The 19744-nt window shown below is 41.3% G+C and carries 21 protein-coding genes and 1 pseudogene; 19 read left to right on the top strand and 3 right to left on the bottom strand.

Annotation, left to right across the window (positions count from 1 at the left end; translation table 11 throughout):
• Positions 1-6 precede the first annotated feature (6 nt).
• The 5 genes and pseudogenes from SP4011_RS09275 to SP4011_RS09255 form a co-directional block, all read left to right on the top strand.
• Positions 7-135, top strand: a pseudogene (locus SP4011_RS09275) (phosphatase PAP2 family protein); the annotation flags it as partial.
• Between the two features lie 27 nt (positions 136-162).
• Entirely contained in the window at positions 163-582 is a 420-nt protein-coding gene (locus SP4011_RS09270) for a chromosome partitioning protein ParB (RefSeq protein ID WP_338618953.1), read from the top strand.
• A 4-nt stretch (positions 583-586) separates the two neighbouring features.
• A complete protein-coding gene (locus tag SP4011_RS09265; RefSeq protein ID WP_338620421.1) occupies positions 587-1036 on the top strand; it encodes a GNAT family N-acetyltransferase in 450 nt (149 codons plus the stop codon).
• Between the two features lie 127 nt (positions 1037-1163).
• Positions 1164-1751, top strand: coding sequence for a DNA-directed RNA polymerase subunit delta (rpoE, locus tag SP4011_RS09260; protein ID WP_000418402.1), 588 nt, complete (start codon positions 1164-1166; stop codon positions 1749-1751).
• Between the two features lie 236 nt (positions 1752-1987).
• Entirely contained in the window at positions 1988-3595 is a 1608-nt protein-coding gene (locus SP4011_RS09255) for a CTP synthase (RefSeq protein ID WP_338618950.1), read from the top strand.
• A 371-nt stretch (positions 3596-3966) separates the two neighbouring features.
• Here SP4011_RS09255 and SP4011_RS09250 read toward each other — a convergent pair whose 3' ends face one another.
• Positions 3967-5598 (bottom strand): Na/Pi cotransporter family protein, encoded by a 1632-nt coding sequence (locus SP4011_RS09250; protein WP_138703645.1) that lies wholly within the window; start codon positions 5596-5598, stop codon positions 3967-3969.
• Between the two features lie 239 nt (positions 5599-5837).
• Between SP4011_RS09250 and SP4011_RS09245 the strand changes: the two genes are divergently transcribed.
• The 12 genes from SP4011_RS09245 to dnaJ all read left to right on the top strand — a co-directional run bounded on the left by SP4011_RS09245 (position 5838) and on the right by dnaJ (position 16899).
• Positions 5838-7034 carry a phosphoglycerate kinase gene (locus SP4011_RS09245; RefSeq protein WP_173253094.1) on the top strand — a complete coding sequence of 399 codons (1197 nt, stop codon included), beginning with the start codon at positions 5838-5840 and terminating at the stop codon, positions 7032-7034.
• A gap of 135 nt (positions 7035-7169) precedes the next feature.
• Complete coding sequence (locus SP4011_RS09240) at positions 7170-7697, top strand: FUSC family protein (protein ID WP_084947380.1); 528 nt, start codon at positions 7170-7172, stop codon at positions 7695-7697.
• Positions 7698-7773: 76 nt separating this feature from the next.
• Entirely contained in the window at positions 7774-8130 is a 357-nt protein-coding gene (glnR, locus tag SP4011_RS09235; protein WP_000659547.1) for a transcriptional repressor GlnR, read from the top strand.
• Between the two features lie 36 nt (positions 8131-8166).
• Positions 8167-9513, top strand: a complete 1347-nt coding sequence (gene glnA / locus SP4011_RS09230) for a type I glutamate--ammonia ligase (protein WP_001122886.1) — start codon at positions 8167-8169, stop codon at positions 9511-9513.
• Between the two features lie 122 nt (positions 9514-9635).
• On the top strand, positions 9636-9956 hold the full coding sequence (locus tag SP4011_RS09225) for a PadR family transcriptional regulator (protein ID WP_061438719.1): 321 nt from the start codon (positions 9636-9638) through the stop codon (positions 9954-9956).
• On the top strand, positions 9956-10531 hold the full coding sequence (locus tag SP4011_RS09220) for a DUF2812 domain-containing protein (RefSeq protein ID WP_218757143.1): 576 nt from the start codon (positions 9956-9958) through the stop codon (positions 10529-10531). Before SP4011_RS09225 ends, SP4011_RS09220 begins: the two co-directional genes overlap by 1 nt.
• A gap of 34 nt (positions 10532-10565) precedes the next feature.
• Positions 10566-11078 carry a DUF2812 domain-containing protein gene (locus SP4011_RS09215; RefSeq protein ID WP_218757142.1) on the top strand — a complete coding sequence of 171 codons (513 nt, stop codon included), beginning with the start codon at positions 10566-10568 and terminating at the stop codon, positions 11076-11078.
• A gap of 160 nt (positions 11079-11238) precedes the next feature.
• Positions 11239-12273, top strand: coding sequence for a heat-inducible transcriptional repressor HrcA (gene hrcA / locus SP4011_RS09210; RefSeq protein ID WP_000255756.1), 1035 nt, complete (start codon positions 11239-11241; stop codon positions 12271-12273).
• A 26-nt stretch (positions 12274-12299) separates the two neighbouring features.
• Entirely contained in the window at positions 12300-12833 is a 534-nt protein-coding gene (gene grpE, locus SP4011_RS09205) for a nucleotide exchange factor GrpE (protein ID WP_338618943.1), read from the top strand.
• A gap of 370 nt (positions 12834-13203) precedes the next feature.
• Positions 13204-15027, top strand: coding sequence for a molecular chaperone DnaK (gene dnaK, locus SP4011_RS09200; RefSeq protein WP_338618941.1), 1824 nt, complete (start codon positions 13204-13206; stop codon positions 15025-15027).
• Position 15028: 1 nt separating this feature from the next.
• Complete coding sequence (locus SP4011_RS09195; RefSeq protein ID WP_338618940.1) at positions 15029-15430, top strand: tRNA (guanine-N7)-methyltransferase; 402 nt, start codon at positions 15029-15031, stop codon at positions 15428-15430.
• Positions 15431-15759: 329 nt separating this feature from the next.
• Complete coding sequence (dnaJ, locus tag SP4011_RS09190; protein ID WP_050275809.1) at positions 15760-16899, top strand: molecular chaperone DnaJ; 1140 nt, start codon at positions 15760-15762, stop codon at positions 16897-16899.
• A 278-nt stretch (positions 16900-17177) separates the two neighbouring features.
• Here dnaJ and SP4011_RS09185 read toward each other — a convergent pair whose 3' ends face one another.
• Complete coding sequence (locus tag SP4011_RS09185) at positions 17178-17465, bottom strand: hypothetical protein (RefSeq protein WP_000777754.1); 288 nt, start codon at positions 17463-17465, stop codon at positions 17178-17180.
• Positions 17466-17474: 9 nt separating this feature from the next.
• On the bottom strand, positions 17475-17885 hold the full coding sequence (locus tag SP4011_RS09180) for an HIT family protein (RefSeq protein ID WP_057487502.1): 411 nt from the start codon (positions 17883-17885) through the stop codon (positions 17475-17477).
• A 67-nt stretch (positions 17886-17952) separates the two neighbouring features.
• On the opposite strand from SP4011_RS09180, the gene SP4011_RS09175 reads away from it, so the two are divergent.
• Both SP4011_RS09175 and SP4011_RS09170 read left to right on the top strand, forming a co-directional pair.
• Complete coding sequence (locus tag SP4011_RS09175) at positions 17953-18684, top strand: ABC transporter ATP-binding protein (protein WP_016399210.1); 732 nt, start codon at positions 17953-17955, stop codon at positions 18682-18684.
• Positions 18681-19730 carry an ABC transporter permease gene (locus SP4011_RS09170; protein WP_016399209.1) on the top strand — a complete coding sequence of 350 codons (1050 nt, stop codon included), beginning with the start codon at positions 18681-18683 and terminating at the stop codon, positions 19728-19730. Before SP4011_RS09175 ends, SP4011_RS09170 begins: the two co-directional genes overlap by 4 nt.
• Positions 19731-19744: the final 14 nt, after the last annotated feature.

The following is a 19744-nucleotide window of genomic DNA, read 5'->3' as shown; positions in this document are numbered from 1 at the left end:
TCTTTTTGGGTGGGAGTTCATTATCCATCAGATGTCCTTGCCAGTCTCTGTGTGGGTTTGGGAGTCCTGTTTATTGAATTTCCCTTTTATGACAAGCTCCGCTTCCAATGGCGATTTAAAGGTAAGCAGAAGTGAATATCAAATTCTCTTGAGGAGAAAGAAATGAAAGTCAACATAAAAGCTCTCCATCCGACTCAACTATACTTATCAGAAAAGAAACTAGCAGGCATCCAGATGCTTTACCAGTCGGCAGAAACAATCCAAGTCGATCCGATCAGTATTCTTGCCTTTGGAAATTGCTTGTTGATTACAGATGGACATCACAGGGCTTATCAGGCTTTATTGGCAGGTCGGGATACGATTTCTGCTGAGTGGGATAGAGATGGTGGTGATGAACTATATCATCTCTATGCGAAAGCCTGCGAAGAAAGAAAAATCTACTCTGTTCTGGATTTAAAAAATCATATCATACCTCAAGATGAGTATGAAGCAAAATGGTATAACTGGTGTGATGGTTTTAATCAAGCAGCAACTCTTTTGTTGAAAAGGAAAGCAGATGAAACAGACCCTACAAATAGATAATTCACTGCGTCTTGTTCCTTATGATAAGGTCAATCATTGTGAAGAAGCTTTTGCTTGGTATCAGGATGTGAACTTGGTTCACCTCGTAGATGGTGTGAAGAGACCTTATAGTCAAGAAACTTTGGAAGCCATGTATTCCTATTTGGATCAGCATGGTGAGCTTTTTTGGATTGAAGTCAAGGAGAAGGGAGAATGGTTTCCAATTGGGGATGTTACACTATCTCAGGATAATCTCCCCATTGTGATTGGGAATCCCGCTTACCAACATCGAGGGATTGGGAAAAAGGTTCTAAGTACTTTGATTGAATTGGCTCGAGTAAAAGGATGGAAAGAATTGAAAGTCAAGGAAATCTACACCTACAATCATGCTTCTAGGAGGTGTTTCAAGTCGCTTGGATTTGTGGAAGATGGAACAACAGAAAAAGGAAGGAGTTTTGTATTGAAATTAGTCTAATCCTGCCACTTTCTCCCCCTTAACCTTTGACTATTCCGTAAAATTATCGTAAAATAAAGAGTAAATGATAAAATGAGGTCAGAGTCTGTTCGCTCTGGCGATAGTAGTATAAATGAGGAGAAACGCTTTGGAATTAGAAGTATTTGCTGGGCAAGAAAAAAGTGAACTATCTATGATTGAGGTAGCGCGTGCTATCTTGGAACTTCGTGGTCGCGACCATGAGATGCATTTTAGCGATCTTGTAAACGAAATTCAAAACTACCTTGGAACATCAAACAGCGATATCCGCGAAGCCTTGCCTTTGTTCTACACAGAGTTGAACTTTGACGGTAGCTTCATCTCACTTGGAGACAACAAATGGGGGCTTCGTTCATGGTATGGTGTGGACGAAATCGACGAAGAAATCATCGCTCTTGAAGAAAATGACGACGATGAAGTAGCACCAAAAGCTAAGAAAAAACGTGTCAATGCCTTCATGGATGGCGATTCAGATGCTATTGACTACAATGCAGATGATCCAGAAGACGAAGATGCATACGAAGCAGATCCAGCTCTTTCATATGATGATGAAAATCCAGATGATGAGAAAAATGAAGTGGAAGCTTATGATGCAGAAATCAACGAAATCGCCCCAGATGACTTGGGTGAAGACGTGGATCTCAACGAAGACGACGACGAGTTTTCAGATGATGATGCTGAAACCAGCGAGGAATAAAAGTTAGCTATTGACAATTATCCTATTTTTAGGTATCATATTGTTCGGGCACCTCTTTTAGAGGTCGGGGCTCCCTAGTTCTTAGGGAGCTATTTTTGTTTTTTCAAGAAGTTATCTTCTTGTATTTTAGTTGTGAATCTGGTGCAGTCGTCCCAGATTATTCTTATTAGTAGGGTCTTGTTTTCTATGTCCCCTCGTAGTTAACAAGACCTTGAGGATTTTAGAAAGAGGAATCTATGTCTACGAAATATATTTTTGTAACTGGTGGTGTGGTATCGTCTATTGGGAAAGGGATTGTGGCAGCGAGTCTGGGTCGTCTCTTGAAAAATCGTGGTCTCAAAGTAACCATTCAAAAGTTTGATCCTTATATCAATATCGATCCGGGAACTATGAGCCCTTACCAGCACGGGGAAGTTTTTGTGACAGATGACGGAGCTGAGACAGATTTGGACTTGGGTCACTATGAACGCTTCATCGATATCAATCTCAACAAATATTCCAACGTGACAACTGGTAAAATTTACAGTGAAGTTCTTCGTAAAGAACGCCGTGGAGAATACCTTGGGGCAACTGTTCAAGTCATTCCTCATATCACAGATGCTTTGAAAGAAAAAATCAAGCGTGCCGCTCTAACGACTGACTCTGATGTCATTATCACAGAGGTCGGTGGAACTGTTGGGGATATCGAGTCCTTGCCATTCCTAGAGGCCCTTCGTCAGATGAAGGCAGATGTGGGTGCAGATAATGTCATGTACATTCATACAACTTTGCTTCCATATCTCAAGGCAGCTGGTGAAATGAAAACCAAACCAACTCAACACTCTGTAAAAGAATTGCGTGGATTGGGAATCCAACCAAATATGTTGGTTATTCGTACAGAAGAGCCAGCTGGTCAAGGAATTAAAAACAAACTGGCCCAGTTCTGTGATGTGGCACCAGAAGCCGTTATCGAGTCTTTAGACGTTGAACATCTTTACCAAATTCCGTTGAATTTGCAGGCACAAGGTATGGACCAGATTGTCTGTGACCATTTGAAATTAGACGCACCAGTAGCAGATATGACAGAGTGGTCAGCTATGGTGGACAAGGTCATGAACCTCAAGAAACAAGTTAAAATTTCCCTTGTCGGTAAGTATGTTGAATTGCAAGATGCCTACATTTCTGTGGTTGAAGCCTTGAAACACTCTGGTTATGCCAACGACGCAGAAGTTAAAATCAATTGGATCAATGCCAATGATGTGACAGCAGAGAATGTGGCAGAGCTCTTGTCTGATGCGGACGGAATCATTGTACCAGGAGGTTTTGGTCAACGTGGTACTGAAGGGAAAATCCAAGCTATCCGCTATGCGCGTGAGAATGATGTTCCAATGTTGGGAGTCTGCTTGGGAATGCAGTTGACTTGTATCGAGTTTGCTCGTCACGTTTTGGGTCTTGAAGGTGCCAATTCTGCAGAGCTTGCACCAGAAACAAAATACCCTATCATTGATATCATGCGTGATCAGATTGATGTTGAGGATATGGGGGGAACCCTTCGCTTGGGACTTTATCCGTCTAAGTTGAAACGTGGCTCTAAGGCAGCAACTGCTTATCACAATCAAGAAGTGGTGCAACGCCGTCACCGTCACCGTTATGAGTTTAACAATGCCTTCCGTGAGCAGTTTGAGGCAGCAGGCTTTGTCTTCTCAGGAGTGTCTCCAGACAATCGTCTGGTAGAAATCGTGGAAATTCCAGAAAATAAATTCTTTGTAGCGTGTCAGTATCACCCTGAACTGTCAAGCCGTCCAAACCGCCCAGAAGAGCTCTACACTGCCTTTATTACTGCAGCGGTTGAGAACAGCAATTAGCAAAATCAGAACCTTTGAGAACAATCTCAGAGGTTTTTTTGCATACGATGGATATTGCAGTATATCTGAGTTAGGCGTCCTCTGTGTGTACCTGCTACCGTTGAAATCAATAGCGACTCCCTCTTGCCCTGTGCTAGTGAATGGATTTATCAGTATATTGAAATGAAATAAAATCTGAACAAATTAAATTCGGAAAGCCAAATCAATTTATAGAAATATTTTAGCAGTCAAGGTGTACTGTTATAGATTCAATACACTATACTTTTTTAATTTAATCCACTATATCTGCAGAATACTCTTTCAGTTTCATTCAGCCTAGTCTTGCTTAGGAAAAGCAAAAAGCCATCCCATTCAGGATAGCTTTTTGGTTCTTAGATTTGTTCTGCAAAAACCTTTTCAGCAAGGTTCATAGCGTGGTCTGATACACGAGTGTAGTGTGAGATGATATCGATAAAGTTTACCCCGGCTTGTGTTGAACATTCGCCTTTGTTGAGGCGTTTGATGTGAGTTTTTCTGAGAACACGCTCTATGTTATTGATTGCTTCATGACGTTCTACAAGACTGCGTGCTTTTTCAATATCATTGTTTTCCACACTATCCAGAGCATCTTTGATAAAGTCACTAGTTTGACGATAAACTTCCTCTAATTCTTTCAAGGCGGCATCAGAAAATTCAACATTTTTACGTTGAAGATAGTCAGTCAGATTGAGTAGAGCCTCCGCGTGGTCTCCAATCCGTTCCAAATCACGGGAGGAATCAAGGATATTGGTGAGCACTTCGCTTTCTTTTTGACTGAGAGCTTCGCTTGAAAGGGCGATGAGATAACGTGTTAATTGCTCATCGATGGTGTTAATGGCTTCTTCGGTTTTATGCCCTTTTTCAGCAACTTTTTCATCCAAGTCAATGATGTACTTATAGGAAAGGTCAAAGGCTTTAGCAGCGTAGTTTCCTAAGTGCAAGAGCTCTTTCTTAGCATTTCCGAGAGCGATAGATGGGGCTTGTTTGATGAAATGTTCATCAAGATATAAGGGTTCGTATTTGACAACCTCGTCCTCTCCAGGAATAATCTTGGTTACAAAGTAAGCCAGAGCTCCGATAAATGGAAATTGGACAATGGTATTGGTAATATTAAAGGTTCCGTGAGCAAAGGCGATGGTCATTTCCGGTGCTAGATTTAGCGTAGATTCAAACCAATGAATCAGGGCTGTAAAAGGAACTAGAAAAATAACGCAGACGACTGTTCCGATAACGTTGAAGGCAACATGAGCTCCTGCTACCCGTTTAGCTGCAATATTAGCACCTAAAGAGGCAATGATGGCTGTAATGGTTGTCCCGATATTGTCACCAAATAGAACTGGCAAAGCTCCTTGCAGGTCAATGAGATTGCTGGCATAGAGGTTTTGTAAAATCCCGATGGTAGCCGAGGAAGCTTGAATCAGTAAGGTCAAGCCGGTACCGACAAAGACACCCAAAACAGGATTCTTACTTAGCTCAATCATATAGTCTTTAAAGACCTGTAAATCTTTGAGTGGAGCCATTGCACCGCTCATAAGATTGAGGGCAAAAAAGATACCACCGACACCAAAGAGGATGCGTCCGATATTATTGACTGTCCGATTTTTTGTAAAGAAGAGGCAGACAGCACCGATAAAGAGCATAGGCAGGGCATAGTCACCTAGTTTAAATCCAATAAGAAAGGATGTGACTGTTGTCCCAATATTAGCTCCCATGACAATCCCGATAGCCTGACGTAAGGTTAGGAGACCGGCACTGACCAGGCCGACTGTGATAACTGTTACACCAGAACTAGACTGAATTAGAGCAGTCATCCCAATACCAACCAGAACTCCAAAGAAAGGATTACTAGTATATTTGTCAATGTAAAAACGAAGGCGATCTCCAGCAGCTTGTTGTAAACCGTCTCCCATGGTCTTGATACTATATAAGAATAGCCCCAGACCACCTAAAAAGTGAAATAAAATTTCCTGCCAATTAATGGACATTTCTTTTTCCTCCGAAAAATAATAACGGAATTTCTCCTATTCTATTTTAAAGGATAAAAGTAAATCTAACAAGTGTTAAGCTAAGATTTTAGAAAGAAAATTCGTTAGAAAAAGCAAAAATAATATACTCTAGCATGCCACAAAGATTAAATATCGAAAAATCTTGTGAAATCTTTCCTTATATTTCCAAAGTGTGATATAATAGTTTCGAATAAAATAAATAAAGGGGTTTTTGTAACATGGCAAAACTTACTGTTAAAGACGTTGACTTGAAAGGTAAAAAAGTCCTCGTTCGTGTTGACTTCAACGTACCATTGAAAGATGGCGTAATCACTAACGACAACCGTATCACAGCAGCTCTTCCAACTATTAAGTACATCATCAAACAAGGTGGACGTGCAATTCTTTTCTCTCACCTTGGACGTGTGAAAGAAGAAGCTGATAAAGCTGGTAAATCACTTGCTCCTGTAGCTGCTGACTTGGCTGCTAAATTGGGTCAAGATGTTGTTTTCCCAGGTGTCACTCGTGGTGCTGAATTGGAAGCAGCAATCAACGCTCTTGAAGATGGACAAGTTCTCTTGGTTGAAAACACTCGTTACGAAGATGTTGACGGCAAAAAAGAATCTAAAAACGATCCTGAACTTGGTAAATACTGGGCATCACTTGGAGATGGTATCTTCGTAAACGATGCATTCGGTACAGCTCACCGTGCACACGCATCTAACGTTGGTATCTCAGCAAACGTTGAAAAAGCAGTTGCTGGTTTCCTTCTTGAAAACGAAATTGCCTACATCCAAGAAGCAGTTGAAACTCCAGAACGTCCATTCGTAGCTATCCTTGGTGGTTCAAAAGTTTCAGACAAGATCGGTGTTATCGAAAACTTGCTTGAAAAAGCTGATAAAGTCCTTATCGGTGGTGGTATGACTTACACATTCTACAAAGCACAAGGTATCGAAATCGGTAACTCACTTGTAGAAGAAGACAAATTGGATGTTGCGAAAGCTCTTCTTGAAAAAGCAAACGGAAAATTGATCTTACCAGTTGACTCTAAAGAAGCTAACGCATTTGCTGGTTACACTGAAGTGCGTGACACTGAAGGTGAAGCAGTTTCTGAAGGCTTCCTTGGTCTTGACATCGGTCCAAAATCTATCGCTAAATTTGACGAAGCTTTGACTGGTGCCAAAACAGTTGTATGGAACGGACCTATGGGTGTATTTGAAAACCCAGACTTCCAAGCTGGTACAATCGGTGTGATGGACGCTATCGTGAAACAACCAGGCGTTAAATCAATCATCGGTGGTGGTGACTCAGCTGCCGCAGCGATTAACCTTGGTCGTGCAGACAAATTCTCATGGATCTCTACTGGTGGTGGAGCATCAATGGAACTTCTTGAAGGTAAAGTTCTTCCAGGACTTGCAGCCTTGACAGAAAAATAAGATTTCATAAATGAATCAAAGAAGAGAGGGATGAAGGTTCCTCTTTTCTTTTGCTTAAAATAAAAACGCTTCCTCTCAACTATTGCTCATAAAATCAGCCAATTTATGATAAAATGGAAATAGAAAGTTGAGATTATGAGTTATTTTAAAAAATATAAATTCGATAAATCCCAGTTCAAACTTGGTATGCGAACCTTTAAAACAGGTATTGCTGTTTTTCTAGTTCTCTTGATTTTTGGTTTTTTTGGTTGGAAAGGTCTTCAAATCGGTGCTTTGACAGCTGTTTTTAGTCTGAGGGAGAGTTTTGATAAGAGTGTCCATTTTGGGACTTCGCGTATTCTAGGAAATAGTATCGGTGGCCTCTATGCCCTCCTCTTCTTCCTATTAAATACCTTTTTCCACGAAGCCTTTTGGGTGACCTTGGTAGTTGTTCCAATCTGCACCATGTTAACCATTATGACAAATGTAGCCATGAATAACAAAGCAGGTGTTATTGGCGGTGTAGCAGCCATGTTAATCATTACCCTATCAATTCCGAGTGGAGAAACAATTTTGTACGTATTTGCGCGTGTATCGGAAACTTTTATGGGAGTTTTTGTCGCAATTCTCGTAAATTACGATATCGACCGCATTCGACTCTTTTTAGAGAAGAAAGAAAAATAATGTTACATTTTATAACATTATCAATTGACGTTTGTCTTTTTTTAGACTATAATAGACAGAAAGAAGGAAATTGTAAATGAAGGAAAAAGAATTTCGCCGAAATATGGCTGTTTTTCCTATCGGCAGTGTTATGAAGTTGACCGATCTATCGGCGCGCCAGATTCGTTATTATGAAGATCAAGAGTTGATTAAGCCTGATCGAAACGAAGGGAACCGTCGCATGTATTCCTTGAATGACATGGATCGTCTGCTTGAAATCAAAGATTATATCTCTGAAGGTTATAATATCGCTGCCATTAAGAAAAAATATGCTGAACGTGAAGCGAAATCCAAAAAAGCGGTGAGTCAGACCGAAGTACGTCGTGCACTTCATAATGAACTCCTCCAACAGGGGCGCTTTGCTTCAGTACAGTCACCTTTTGGTCGCGGTTAGGCAACCGCAAGTAGTCATACATTAAGGAGAAAACTCATGCCAATCACAGCTGCAGATATTCGTCGTGAAGTCAAGGAAAAAAATGTTACCTTTATTCGTCTCATGTTTTCAGATATTTTGGGAACCATGAAAAACGTCGAAATTCCTGCTACAGATGAACAATTAGATAAGGTCTTGTCAAATAAGGCTATGTTTGATGGATCTTCTATTGAAGGTTTTGTACGTATCAATGAGTCAGATATGTACTTGTACCCAGACTTGGATACATGGACAGTCTTCCCTTGGGGAGATGAAAATGGAAGTGTTGCAGGTTTGATCTGTGATGTCTATACAACAGAAGGTGAACCATTTGCAGGGGACCCTCGTGGTAATTTGAAGCGTGCTCTTCGTCACATGGAAGAAGTAGGATTCAAATCCTTCAACCTTGGTCCAGAACCAGAATTCTTCCTATTCAAGCTCGATGAAAATGGGGACCCAACACTTGAAGTGAATGACAAGGGTGGCTACTTTGATTTGGCACCTACGGACCTTGCGGACAACACACGTCGTGAGATTGTCAATGTCTTGACCAAAATGGGATTTGAAGTAGAAGCCAGTCACCACGAGGTTGCGGTTGGACAACACGAGATTGACTTCAAGTACGATGAAGTTCTCCGTGCTTGTGATAAGATTCAAATCTTTAAGCTCGTTGTTAAAACTATTGCCCGCAAACACGGACTTTACGCAACCTTTATGGCCAAACCAAAATTTGGTATTGCTGGATCAGGTATGCACTGTAATATGTCCTTGTTTGATGCAGAAGGAAACAATGCCTTCTTTGATCCAAATGATCCAAAAGGAATGCAGTTGTCAGAAACGGCCTACCATTTCCTTGGTGGTTTGATCAAGCATGCCTATAACTATACTGCTATCATGAACCCAACGGTTAACTCATACAAACGTTTGGTTCCGGGTTATGAAGCGCCTGTTTACATTGCTTGGGCTGGTCGTAACCGTTCGCCACTTGTGCGCGTGCCTGCTTCACGTGGTATGGGAACTCGTCTTGAGTTGCGTTCAGTGGATCCAATGGCTAATCCGTACATCGCTATGGCAGTTCTGTTGGAAGTTGGTTTGCATGGTATTGAAAACAAAATCGAAGCACCAGCTCCTATCGAAGAAAATATCTACATCATGACAGCAGAAGAGCGTAAGGAAGCTGGTATTACAGACCTTCCATCAACCCTTCACAACGCTTTGAAAGCTTTGACAGAAGATGAGGTTGTCAGAGCAGCTCTTGGAGAACATATCTATACTAGTTTCCTTGAGGCCAAACGAATCGAATGGGCAAGTTATGCAACCTTCGTTTCACAATGGGAAATTGATAATTATTTAGACCTTTACTAATACTAATATAGAAGGAAGATTGTCCGTGAGGATGATCTTTTTTTCTTGTATTTTATATCGAGGTGTGATATATTTTATATAACGAAGTGCGATATATCGAACTGGATAGGAGGTAGCTATAAATGGAATTGACGGATAAGATTCGTCGAGTTTATCTTCCGATGACGGAAACGGGCTTTTATATCTTGCTCTGTCTGCAAAAGGAAAGTCATGGTTATAGTATTACGCGAAAGGTCAAGGAGATGACAGATTCGCAAGTTTCGATTAGTCCTGGAACTATGTATGGGACCTTGTCAAAAATGGAAAAGGATGGTTTGATTTCCTTTGTCCGCGAAGAGGAAAAACGGAAAATCTATCAGATTACAGACTTGGGACGCAAAGTCTTAGATATTGAATTGAAACGTATTGAACGCCTCTACAGAAATAGTCGGGAGGAAGGATGATGGAAAAGAAAATTGTTTATCGAATTGCTACCATTGCGGATTATGATAGAGAGGCTTTATATCTTAGAAAAATGCATGCTGAGGGCTGGAAACTCAAGAAGGTAACCTACTCTAACTTAGTAGTTGCAGTTAAGTATACCTTTGAAAAGTGCCAACCGGAGCAGGTGTCTTATCAGTTGGACTTTTATCCCATGAAAAAATCCGATAGAGCCTCCTATTTACAATTATTTAAAGACTGTGGCTGGGAGCATATTACAGACTTTAATGGTTTTTCCTACTTTAGAAAACTTCATTCTGGAATTGAGTCGGATGCCGAGTTTGAAATTTATAATGACGCGGCCGGGAAGCTAGCTATGGTCAAACGGATTTTAACAATGCGGATGCTTCCTATTTTGCTTCTCTTTTTAGCTCTACTACCGGTTTTCTCAAAGTTTGTCGCTGGAGGTAGTTCTTTCAGTTGGGAAATGTTTTTGATTGTTATAATAGATGGTGTTTTATTGATAGTTCATTCGATTCAGATTTCTTATATTTTTGGGAGATTGTTTCAAAAGTGGAAAGAATTATCTGACAAATAAAACTATGTATGTTTTCTGATTTGGAGGTAAGGTAATGAATAGCAAAGTACAATTTCGGATTTTCACCATTGTTGATTTGGACAAGGAAGAAGAATATTTACATGAGATGCATTTGAAGGGTTGGAGATATAGAACGAGTCGTTTTGGTTTGTTCTATTTTGACCAATGTCAACCAGACGATGTCATCTACTGTATCTATGATTCTAGATTTCTTAAAAAATATAAGCATGAACTGCAAGATTTTAGAAATAGAGGTTGGGAATTGATAGAAAGAGGTTTTTGTTCGATTCTTCGTAAATCGTCTTCTAATTTACTTCCAGAGGATCAAGTCTATATGAGTAAGGGGCTCAGATGGGAAGTTATGCGATATAGATTTCGTTCATGTACAGTTGCTTTCTCAGGCGGTCTTGTTGTTTGTATGAGTTTGTTTCGAGAAGAACTGTCGCAATCTTTCTTTGTCATTTTTGCTCTATATTCCTTTATGATTTCTTATCTAATCCATAGTTTTTTCAGACTTAAAAGGAAATACCAAGTAGATGGGAGGTAGGGTTCTAGGTCTTTAGACTGATTTTTAGCACTCTTGATAAAAGAGTGCTAATTTTTTGAGTTTTTGTCTTGACATTCTCTTTTAAGGGTGTATAATAGAATCATAAGTTAGCACTTGAGTGTGTCGAGTGCTAATCGATCAGACAGAGAGGAGTGATGAGGTGGTTACAGAGCGTCAGCAGGATATTCTAAATCTGATTATTGACATCTTTACCAAAACGCACGAACCTGTCGGATCCAAAGCCTTGCAAGAGTCTATTAACTCTAGCAGTGCAACCATTCGTAATGACATGGCGGCTCTAGAAAAGCAAGGTTTGCTTGAGAAGGCTCATACTTCAAGTGGTCGGATGCCAAGTGTTGCTGGTTTTCAGTACTATGTAAAACACTCACTGGATTTTGACCGACTGGCTGAAAATGAGGTTTACGAGATTGTCAAAGCCTTTGATCAGGAATTCTTCAAGCTAGAAGATATTCTGCAAGAAGCTGCTAATCTACTGACAGACCTGAGTGGCTGTACGGTAGTAGCACTGGACGTTGAGCCGAGCAGACAACGATTGACAGCCTTTGATATCGTTGTTTTGGGGCAACATACAGCCTTGGCGGTATTCACCCTAGACGAGTCTCGAACGGTTACCAGTCAATTTCTGATTCCAAGGAACTTCTTGCAGGAGGATTTGCTGAAACTGAAGAACATTATTCAGGAACGTTTTCTCGGCCACACCGTGCTAGATATTCACTACAAGATTCGGACGGAGATTCCGCAGATTATCCAGCGTTACTTTACAACAACGGACAATGTTATCGATCTCTTTGAACATATCTTTAAGGAAATGTTCAACGAAAACATTGTGGTGGCGGGCAAGGTTAATCTCTTGAATTTTGCCAATCTAGCAGCCTATCAGTTCTTTGATCAACCGCAAAAGGTGGCTCTGGAGATTCGTGAGGGTTTGCATGAAGATCAGATGCAAAATGTTCGTGTTGCGGACAGTCAAGAGTCCTGTCTAGCTGACCTAGCGGTGATTAGTAGCAAGTTCCTCATTCCTTATCGGGGAGTTGGAATTCTAGCCATTATCGGTCCAGTCAATCTGGATTACCAACAGCTAATCAACCAAGTCAATGTGGTCAACCGTGTTTTGACCATGAAGTTGACAGATTTTTACCGCTACCTTAGTAGTAATCATTACGAAGTACATTAAGATTGAAATCATTAAAGGAGGCGAAAATGGTCCAAGATATAAAAAATGAAGAAGTAGAAGAAGTTCAAGAAGTTCAAGAAGAGGAAGTTGTGGAAACAACTGAAGAAACGACTCCTGAGAAGTCTGAGTTGGACTTGGCAAATGAACGTGCAGATGAGTTCGAAAATAAATACCTTCGCGCTCATGCAGAAATGCAAAATATCCAACGCCGTGCCAATGAAGAGCGTCAAAACTTGCAACATTATCGTAGCCAGGACTTGGCAAAAGCGATTCTCCCTTCTTTGGATAACCTTGAGCGTGCACTCGCGGTTGAAGGATTGACAGACGATGTCAAAAAAGGATTGGAGATGGTGCAAGAAAGCTTGATTCACGCTTTGAAAGAAGAAGGAATCGAAGAAATCGCAGCTGACGGTGAATTTGACCATAACTACCATATGGCCATCCAAACTCTCCCAGCAGACGATGAACATCCAGCAGATACCATCGCCCAAGTTTTCCAAAAAGGCTACAAACTCCATGACCGCATCCTACGCCCAGCCATGGTAGTGGTGTACAACTAGGCAATTCTGACGGTAGCTAAAGCAACTCGTCAGAAAACGGCAATCGCTATGGCGTTTACCTAGCCTCCTTACTAACTCGTCGTCGAAATAAAATCGATTTCGATTTCTCGTGTCGCAATTTACATAATAGAAAACTTGTCCGAAACGACAATAAACTATGAAGAAAGATAAAAAAGTAGTTCAGCTTTGCAATAGTGAGCGAAGCGAACCAAAGACGATACTCTTCGCCGTGGCGCTATCTGCGCAAACTTTGAGACCTTAGGCTCAAAGTTTAGTCAAAGAGATTGACGAAGTCAAGCTCTGACGGCGTCGCCACTTAAGAAGAGTATCTAAAAGAAAAATAGAATATAAAATTTAAGGAGAAAAACACATGTCTAAAATTATCGGTATTGACTTAGGTACAACAAACTCAGCAGTTGCAGTTCTTGAAGGAACTGAAAGCAAAATCATCGCAAACCCAGAAGGAAACCGTACAACTCCATCTGTAGTATCATTCAAAAACGGCGAAATCATCGTTGGTGACGCTGCGAAACGTCAAGCAGTCACAAACCCAGATACAGTTATCTCTATCAAATCTAAGATGGGAACTTCTGAAAAAGTTTCTGCAAACGGAAAAGAATACACTCCACAAGAAATCTCAGCTATGATTCTTCAATACTTGAAAGGCTACGCTGAAGACTACCTTGGTGAAAAAGTAACGAAAGCAGTTATCACAGTTCCAGCTTACTTCAACGATGCTCAACGTCAAGCAACAAAAGACGCTGGTAAAATCGCTGGTCTTGAAGTAGAACGTATTGTCAACGAACCAACTGCAGCAGCCCTTGCTTACGGTTTGGACAAGACTGATAAAGAAGAAAAAATCTTGGTATTTGACCTTGGTGGTGGTACATTCGACGTCTCTATTCTTGAATTGGGTGACGGTGTCTTCGACGTATTGTCAACTGCAGGGGACAACAAACTTGGTGGTGACGACTTTGACCAAAAAATCATTGACCACTTGGTAGCAGAATTCAAGAAAGAAAACGGTATTGACTTGTCTACTGACAAGATGGCAATGCAACGTTTGAAAGATGCAGCTGAAAAAGCGAAGAAAGACCTTTCTGGTGTAACTTCAACTCAAATCAGCTTGCCATTTATCACTGCAGGTGAGGCTGGACCTCTTCACTTGGAAATGATCTTGACTCGTGCGAAATTTGACGATTTGACTCGTGACCTTGTAGAACGTACAAAAGTTCCAGTTCGTCAAGCCCTTTCAGATGCAGGTTTGAGCTTGTCAGAAATCGACGAAGTTATCCTTGTTGGTGGTTCAACTCGTATCCCAGCCGTTGTAGAAGCTGTGAAAGCTGAAACTGGTAAAGAACCAAACAAATCAGTAAACCCTGATGAAGTAGTTGCTATGGGTGCTGCGATCCAAGGTGGTGTCATCACTGGTGATGTCAAAGACGTTGTCCTTCTTGACGTAACGCCATTGTCACTTGGTATCGAAACAATGGGTGGGGTATTTACAAAACTCATCGACCGCAACACAACAATCCCAACTTCTAAATCACAAGTCTTCTCAACAGCAGCAGACAACCAACCAGCCGTTGATATCCACGTTCTTCAAGGTGAACGCCCAATGGCAGCAGATAACAAGACTCTTGGACGTTTCCAATTGACAGATATCCCAGCTGCACCTCGTGGAATTCCTCAAATCGAAGTGACATTTGACATCGATAAGAACGGTATTGTGTCTGTTAAGGCCAAAGACCTTGGAACTCAAAAAGAACAAACAATTGTAATCCAATCTAACTCAGGTTTGACTGATGAAGAAATTGACCGCATGATGAAAGATGCAGAAGCTAACGCTGAAGCAGATAAGAAACGTAAAGAAGAAGTTGACCTTCGTAACGAAGTAGACCAAGCTATCTTTGCGACTGAAAAGACAATCAAGGAAACTGAAGGTAAAGGCTTCGATGCAGAACGTGATGCTGCCCAAGCTGCCCTTGATGACCTTAAGAAAGCTCAAGAAGACAACAACTTGGACGAAATGAAAGCAAAACTTGAAGCGTTGAACGAAAAAGCTCAAGGCCTTGCTGTTAAACTCTACGAACAAGCCGCAGCAGCCCAACAAGCTCAAGCAGGAGCAGAAGGCGCACAAGCAACAGGAAACGCAGGCGATGACGTCGTAGACGGAGAGTTTACTGAAAAGTAAGATGAAAGTATTAACAGAAGAGTATCTAAAAAGTACAAGAAAAGTTTATAATGATTTCTGTAATAAAGCTGATAGTTATGAGTCTGCAAAAGATTTTATAGATAATATTCCAGCAGTATATTTGGCTAGATATAGAGAAACTGTATTAGCTGAACATGATAGTTGTGTCAAAAATGATGAAGCGGTAAGGAATTTTGTTACTTCAGTATTGTTGTCAGCGTTAGTATCATCACTAGTATCAGTAACAATACAAAAACCAGAATTTATAATATCGTTTATAATGGGCATGATTTGGGTTGTCGGTGTATTCCTTCTAATCTATTGGAATTTTATAGCCAATACTAAGAAGAGACAAAAATATATAAATATTTCTGTACTTATAGGATATTTAAAATCAAAATAAAGTTAATTTACTTATTTGCAGAGGTTGCAACCCAGCCTCTGTTTTTCGATAAAAAGGGCCTAAACCTGATTTATTTGGGGTTTGTCTCATCAATATGAAATATAGGAATTGAACCCGACCTAAATCGTGGTTTCGTTCCGCAACAATAACAGAAAGGAACAAAGGTGTTCAGGGAATTGAACACGGGTTCCAGAATTTCTTACTAAATATAAAAGAAAGGAATTGAACCCGACCTAAATTCTCGGAAAAAAGATAAATCTGTCTAGGAGCATCGCTCCAGCGTCAGATTTCCTATTTTTCAGTCGAATTTTACGGTCTTGGTATCTTGTATGAACAATACTGAATTTTATGATCGTCTGGGGGTGTCCAAAAACGCTTCGGCAGACGAGATCAAAAAGGCTTATCGTAAGCTTTCGAAAAAATACCACCCAGATATCAACAAGGAGCCTGGTGCTGAGGAAAAGTACAAGGAAGTTCAAGAAGCCTATGAGACTTTGAGTGACGACCAAAAACGGGCTGCCTATGACCAATATGGTGCGGCTGGTGCCAATGGTGGCTTTGGAGGCTTCGGTGGTGGAGCTGGCGGTTTCAATGGGGCAGGTGGTTTCGGTGGCTTTGAGGACATTTTCTCAAGCTTCTTCGGTGGAGGCGGTGCTTCACGCAATCCAAATGCTCCTCGTCAGGGGGATGACCTCCAATACCGTGTGAATTTGACTTTTGAAGAAGCTATTTTTGGAGCTGAAAAAGAGGTTAAGTACAATCGTGAAGCAAGCTGTCGTACATGTAATGGCTCAGGTGCTAAACCAGGAACAAGTCCAGTCACTTGTGGACGCTGTCATGGTGCTGGTGTCATTAACGTCGATACGCAGACTCCGCTTGGTATGATGCGTCGTCAAGTAACCTGTGATGTCTGTCATGGTCGCGGAAAAGAAATCAAAGATCCATGTACAACATGTCACGGAACAGGGCATGAAAAACAAGCCCATAGCGTACATGTCAAAATTCCTGCTGGTGTGGAAACTGGTCAACAAATTCGCCTAGCTGGTCAAGGTGAAGCTGGATTTAACGGTGGACCTTATGGTGACTTGTACGTGGTTGTTTCTGTGGAAGCCAGCGATAAGTTTGAACGTGAAGGAACTACTATCTTCTACAATCTCAACCTCAACTTTGTCCAAGCAGCTCTTGGTGATACAGTAGATATTCCAACTGTTCACGGTGATGTTGAATTGGTTATCCCAGAGGGAACTCAGACTGGTAAGAAATTCCGCCTACGTGGCAAAGGAGCTCCGAGTCTTCGTGGTGGTGCAGTTGGTGACCAATATGTTACCGTTAATGTCGTAACGCCGACAGGCTTGAACGACCGCCAAAAAGCAGCGCTTAAAGAATTCGCAGCTGCAGGTGATTTAAAAGTCAATCCAAAGAAAAAGGGATTCTTTGACCATATTAAAGATGCCTTTGAAGGAGAATAAAGCAAAAAGAGCCGTTGGGCTCTTTTTGTTTATAGATTTTTTAAGACTTTCCTTAAGTAATGACGGACGGTAGCGATCTTCTTCGAAGTTCCATACCTAAACTTTGAGCATAGGTCTCAAAGTTTCCGGACACCTGAAACTAAGCTGTTTCAGGTATTTTCATTACGGCGGAAAGACTTCGATTTAGTTATGAAATGGTGAATGAGTTGTCTAAATTGTGATGTATAGTTGATGGGATATAACTTGTTTACCTTTTAAAAAAGAGCCGTCGGGCTCTTTTACTTATCTTCGATTTCCTGTGTTTCTTTGATCACAGCTAGTCTAGTCTGGATATCTTTTTCCAAGACTTTAAACTTGTAAGTTAGGTCTTCTTGGTATTCCTTGATGAGTTCTTTTTGTTGGTCAATGATTTGCAGGCTGTTTTGGATAATATCCACATCATCCTTGATAGCTTGAACGCGGTCAGTGGTATTCAAGACTTCATCTGTGATGGTTTGGCGATTTTTTGTAACCAGATAACTTCCGGCTGCAGCTCCTGCAAATAGCAGTAGATTGGATAATTTCATGGCAACTCCTTAGGCGTTTTTGATAGTTTCGGCGACTTGAGTGAGTTTGTCAAAGTCTGGTTCGTGGGCGATAAAATCAATCTTGAGGTCATCGTCCGCACTGTAGCGAGGCACGAGGTGAACGTGGGTATGAAAGACTGTTTGACCAGCGATTTCTTCACAGTTGGCAATGATATTCATACCAGCAGCCTTGGTAGCTTTCATGACTTTTTGAGCTACTTTTGGTACTTGGGCAAAGAGTTGGCTGGCGCTAGTAGCGTCCATTTCCAAAAGATTGCGATAGTGTTCTTTGGGTACGACCAAGGTGTGTCCTGGTGTCACTTGAGAGATATCAAGAAAGGCAAGAACCTGCTCATCTTCATATACTTTTGAAGCAGGAATTTCCCCTGCGATGATTTTACAAAAAATGCAATCTGACATAAAATCTACCTCTACTGTATTGAATTTTGATATAATATAGCTACATTATACCAGATTTGGAGAAAATATGTTAGAAATTAAAAACCTGACAGGTGGCTATGTCCATGTCCCTGTCTTGAAAGATGTGTCCTTTACCGTTGAAAGTGGACAGTTGGTCGGTTTGATTGGTCTCAATGGTGCTGGGAAATCAACGACGATCAATGAGATTATCGGCCTGTTGACACCTTATAGTGGCTCCATCAATATCAATGGCTTGACCCTGCAAGAAGATGCGACTAGCTACCGCAAGCAAATTGGCTACATTCCTGAGACACCTAGCTTGTATGAGGAATTGACTCTCAGAGAGCATATCGAAACGGTTGCCATGGCCTATGGTATTGAGCAAAATGTAGCTTTTGATCGAGTAGAACCTTTGTTAAAAATGTTCCGTCTGGAGCAGAAGTTAGATTGGTTTCCTGTTCATTTTTCCAAAGGGATGAAGCAGAAGGTTATGATTATCTGTGCTTTTGTGGTGGATCCAAGTCTCTTTATCGTGGATGAGCCTTTCCTTGGTCTTGATCCGCTGGCTATTGCGGACTTGATCCAACTTTTGGAAGTGGAAAAGCAAAAGGGTAAGTCCATTCTCATGAGTACCCACGTGTTGGATTCGGCGGAGAAGATGTGTGATGCCTTTGTCATTCTTCACAAGGGAGAGGTGCGTGCTAAGGGAAATCTCCTACAACTGCGCGAAGCCTTTAACATGCCTGAGGCTAGTTTGAATGATATTTACTTGGCTCTGACCAAAGAGGAGGAGCTATGAAAGACTTGTTTTTAAAGAGAAAGCAGGCTTTTCGTAAGGAGTGTCTTGGTTATCTGCGCTATGTTCTCAATGACCACTTTGTCTTGTTCCTGCTTGTCCTGCTGGGCTTTCTGGCCTACCAGTACAGTCAACTCTTGCAGCATTTTCCTGAAAATTATTGGCCTATCCTTTTGTTTGTAGGAATTACGTCTGTTTTACTGTTGCTTTGGGGAGGAATTGCCACCTATATGGAGGCTCCAGACAAGCTCTTTCTCTTAGTCGGAGAAGAGGAAATCAAACTCCATCTCAAGCGTCAAACTGGCATTTCCCTAGTCTTTTGGCTCTTTGTCCAGACCCTTTTCTTGCTGTTATTTGCGCCCTTATTTTTGGCAATGGGTTATGGCTTGCCTGTTTTTCTGGTCTATGTGCTTTTATTGGGGGTAGGAAAATATTTCCTCTTTCGTCAAAAGGCCAGCAAATTTTTCACTGAAACTGGGCTGGACTGGGACTATGTTATTTCTCAAGAAAGCAAGCGTAAGCAAGTCTTGCTTCGTTTCTTTGCCCTCTTTACGCAGGTCAAGGGAATTTCAAACAGCGTCAAGCGTCGTGCCTATCTGGACTTTATCCTAAAGGTTGTTCAGAAGGTGCCTGGGAAGATTTGGCAAAATCTCTATCTGCGTTCTTATCTGCGAAATGGAGACCTCTTTGCGCTCAGTCTCCGTCTGCTCTTGCTTTCCATACTGGCGCAGGTTTTTATCGAGCAAGCTTGGATTGCGACAGCAGTGGTGGTTCTCTTTAACTACCTCTTGCTCTTCCAGTTACTGGCCCTCTATCATGCCTTTGACTACCAGTATTTGACCCAACTTTTTCCACTGAACAAGGGGCAAAAGGAAAAAGGCTTACAGGTTGTAGTCCGAGGATTGACCAGTTTTGTTTTACTTGTGGAATTAGTTGTTGGGTTGATTACCTTCCAAGAAAAACTGGCCCTTCTAGCCTTACTGGGAGCTGGTTTGGTTTTACTAGTCTTGTACTTACCTTATCAGGTAAAACGTCAGATGCAGGACTAAAACTTGCTTATATG

It is taken from the genome of Streptococcus parapneumoniae (assembly GCF_037076355.1).
Classification (GTDB): Bacteria; Bacillota; Bacilli; order Lactobacillales; family Streptococcaceae; genus Streptococcus; species Streptococcus parapneumoniae.
Note: the sequence above shows the minus strand (reverse complement) of the source record. Positions and strands in the feature narration are given on the sequence as shown.

Coding starts and splice junctions, on each gene's coding strand:
- SP4011_RS09180 (WP_057487502.1), bottom strand. CDS start 17,885: ATGTCAGATTGCATTTTTTGTAAAATCATCGCAGGGGAAATTCCTGCT.
- SP4011_RS09220 (WP_218757143.1), top strand. CDS start 9,956: ATGGAAAAGAAAATTGTTTATCGAATTGCTACCATTGCGGATTATGAT.
- SP4011_RS09255 (WP_338618950.1), top strand. CDS start 1,988: ATGTCTACGAAATATATTTTTGTAACTGGTGGTGTGGTATCGTCTATT.
- SP4011_RS09170 (WP_016399209.1), top strand. CDS start 18,681: ATGAAAGACTTGTTTTTAAAGAGAAAGCAGGCTTTTCGTAAGGAGTGT.
- SP4011_RS09175 (WP_016399210.1), top strand. CDS start 17,953: ATGTTAGAAATTAAAAACCTGACAGGTGGCTATGTCCATGTCCCTGTC.
- SP4011_RS09250 (WP_138703645.1), bottom strand. CDS start 5,598: ATGTCCATTAATTGGCAGGAAATTTTATTTCACTTTTTAGGTGGTCTG.
- grpE (WP_338618943.1), top strand. CDS start 12,300: ATGGTCCAAGATATAAAAAATGAAGAAGTAGAAGAAGTTCAAGAAGTT.
- SP4011_RS09195 (WP_338618940.1), top strand. CDS start 15,029: ATGAAAGTATTAACAGAAGAGTATCTAAAAAGTACAAGAAAAGTTTAT.
- glnA (WP_001122886.1), top strand. CDS start 8,167: ATGCCAATCACAGCTGCAGATATTCGTCGTGAAGTCAAGGAAAAAAAT.
- SP4011_RS09245 (WP_173253094.1), top strand. CDS start 5,838: ATGGCAAAACTTACTGTTAAAGACGTTGACTTGAAAGGTAAAAAAGTC.
- SP4011_RS09185 (WP_000777754.1), bottom strand. CDS start 17,465: ATGAAATTATCCAATCTACTGCTATTTGCAGGAGCTGCAGCCGGAAGT.
- glnR (WP_000659547.1), top strand. CDS start 7,774: ATGAAGGAAAAAGAATTTCGCCGAAATATGGCTGTTTTTCCTATCGGC.
- SP4011_RS09240 (WP_084947380.1), top strand. CDS start 7,170: ATGAGTTATTTTAAAAAATATAAATTCGATAAATCCCAGTTCAAACTT.
- SP4011_RS09225 (WP_061438719.1), top strand. CDS start 9,636: ATGGAATTGACGGATAAGATTCGTCGAGTTTATCTTCCGATGACGGAA.
- dnaK (WP_338618941.1), top strand. CDS start 13,204: ATGTCTAAAATTATCGGTATTGACTTAGGTACAACAAACTCAGCAGTT.
- SP4011_RS09270 (WP_338618953.1), top strand. CDS start 163: ATGAAAGTCAACATAAAAGCTCTCCATCCGACTCAACTATACTTATCA.
- SP4011_RS09215 (WP_218757142.1), top strand. CDS start 10,566: ATGAATAGCAAAGTACAATTTCGGATTTTCACCATTGTTGATTTGGAC.
- dnaJ (WP_050275809.1), top strand. CDS start 15,760: ATGAACAATACTGAATTTTATGATCGTCTGGGGGTGTCCAAAAACGCT.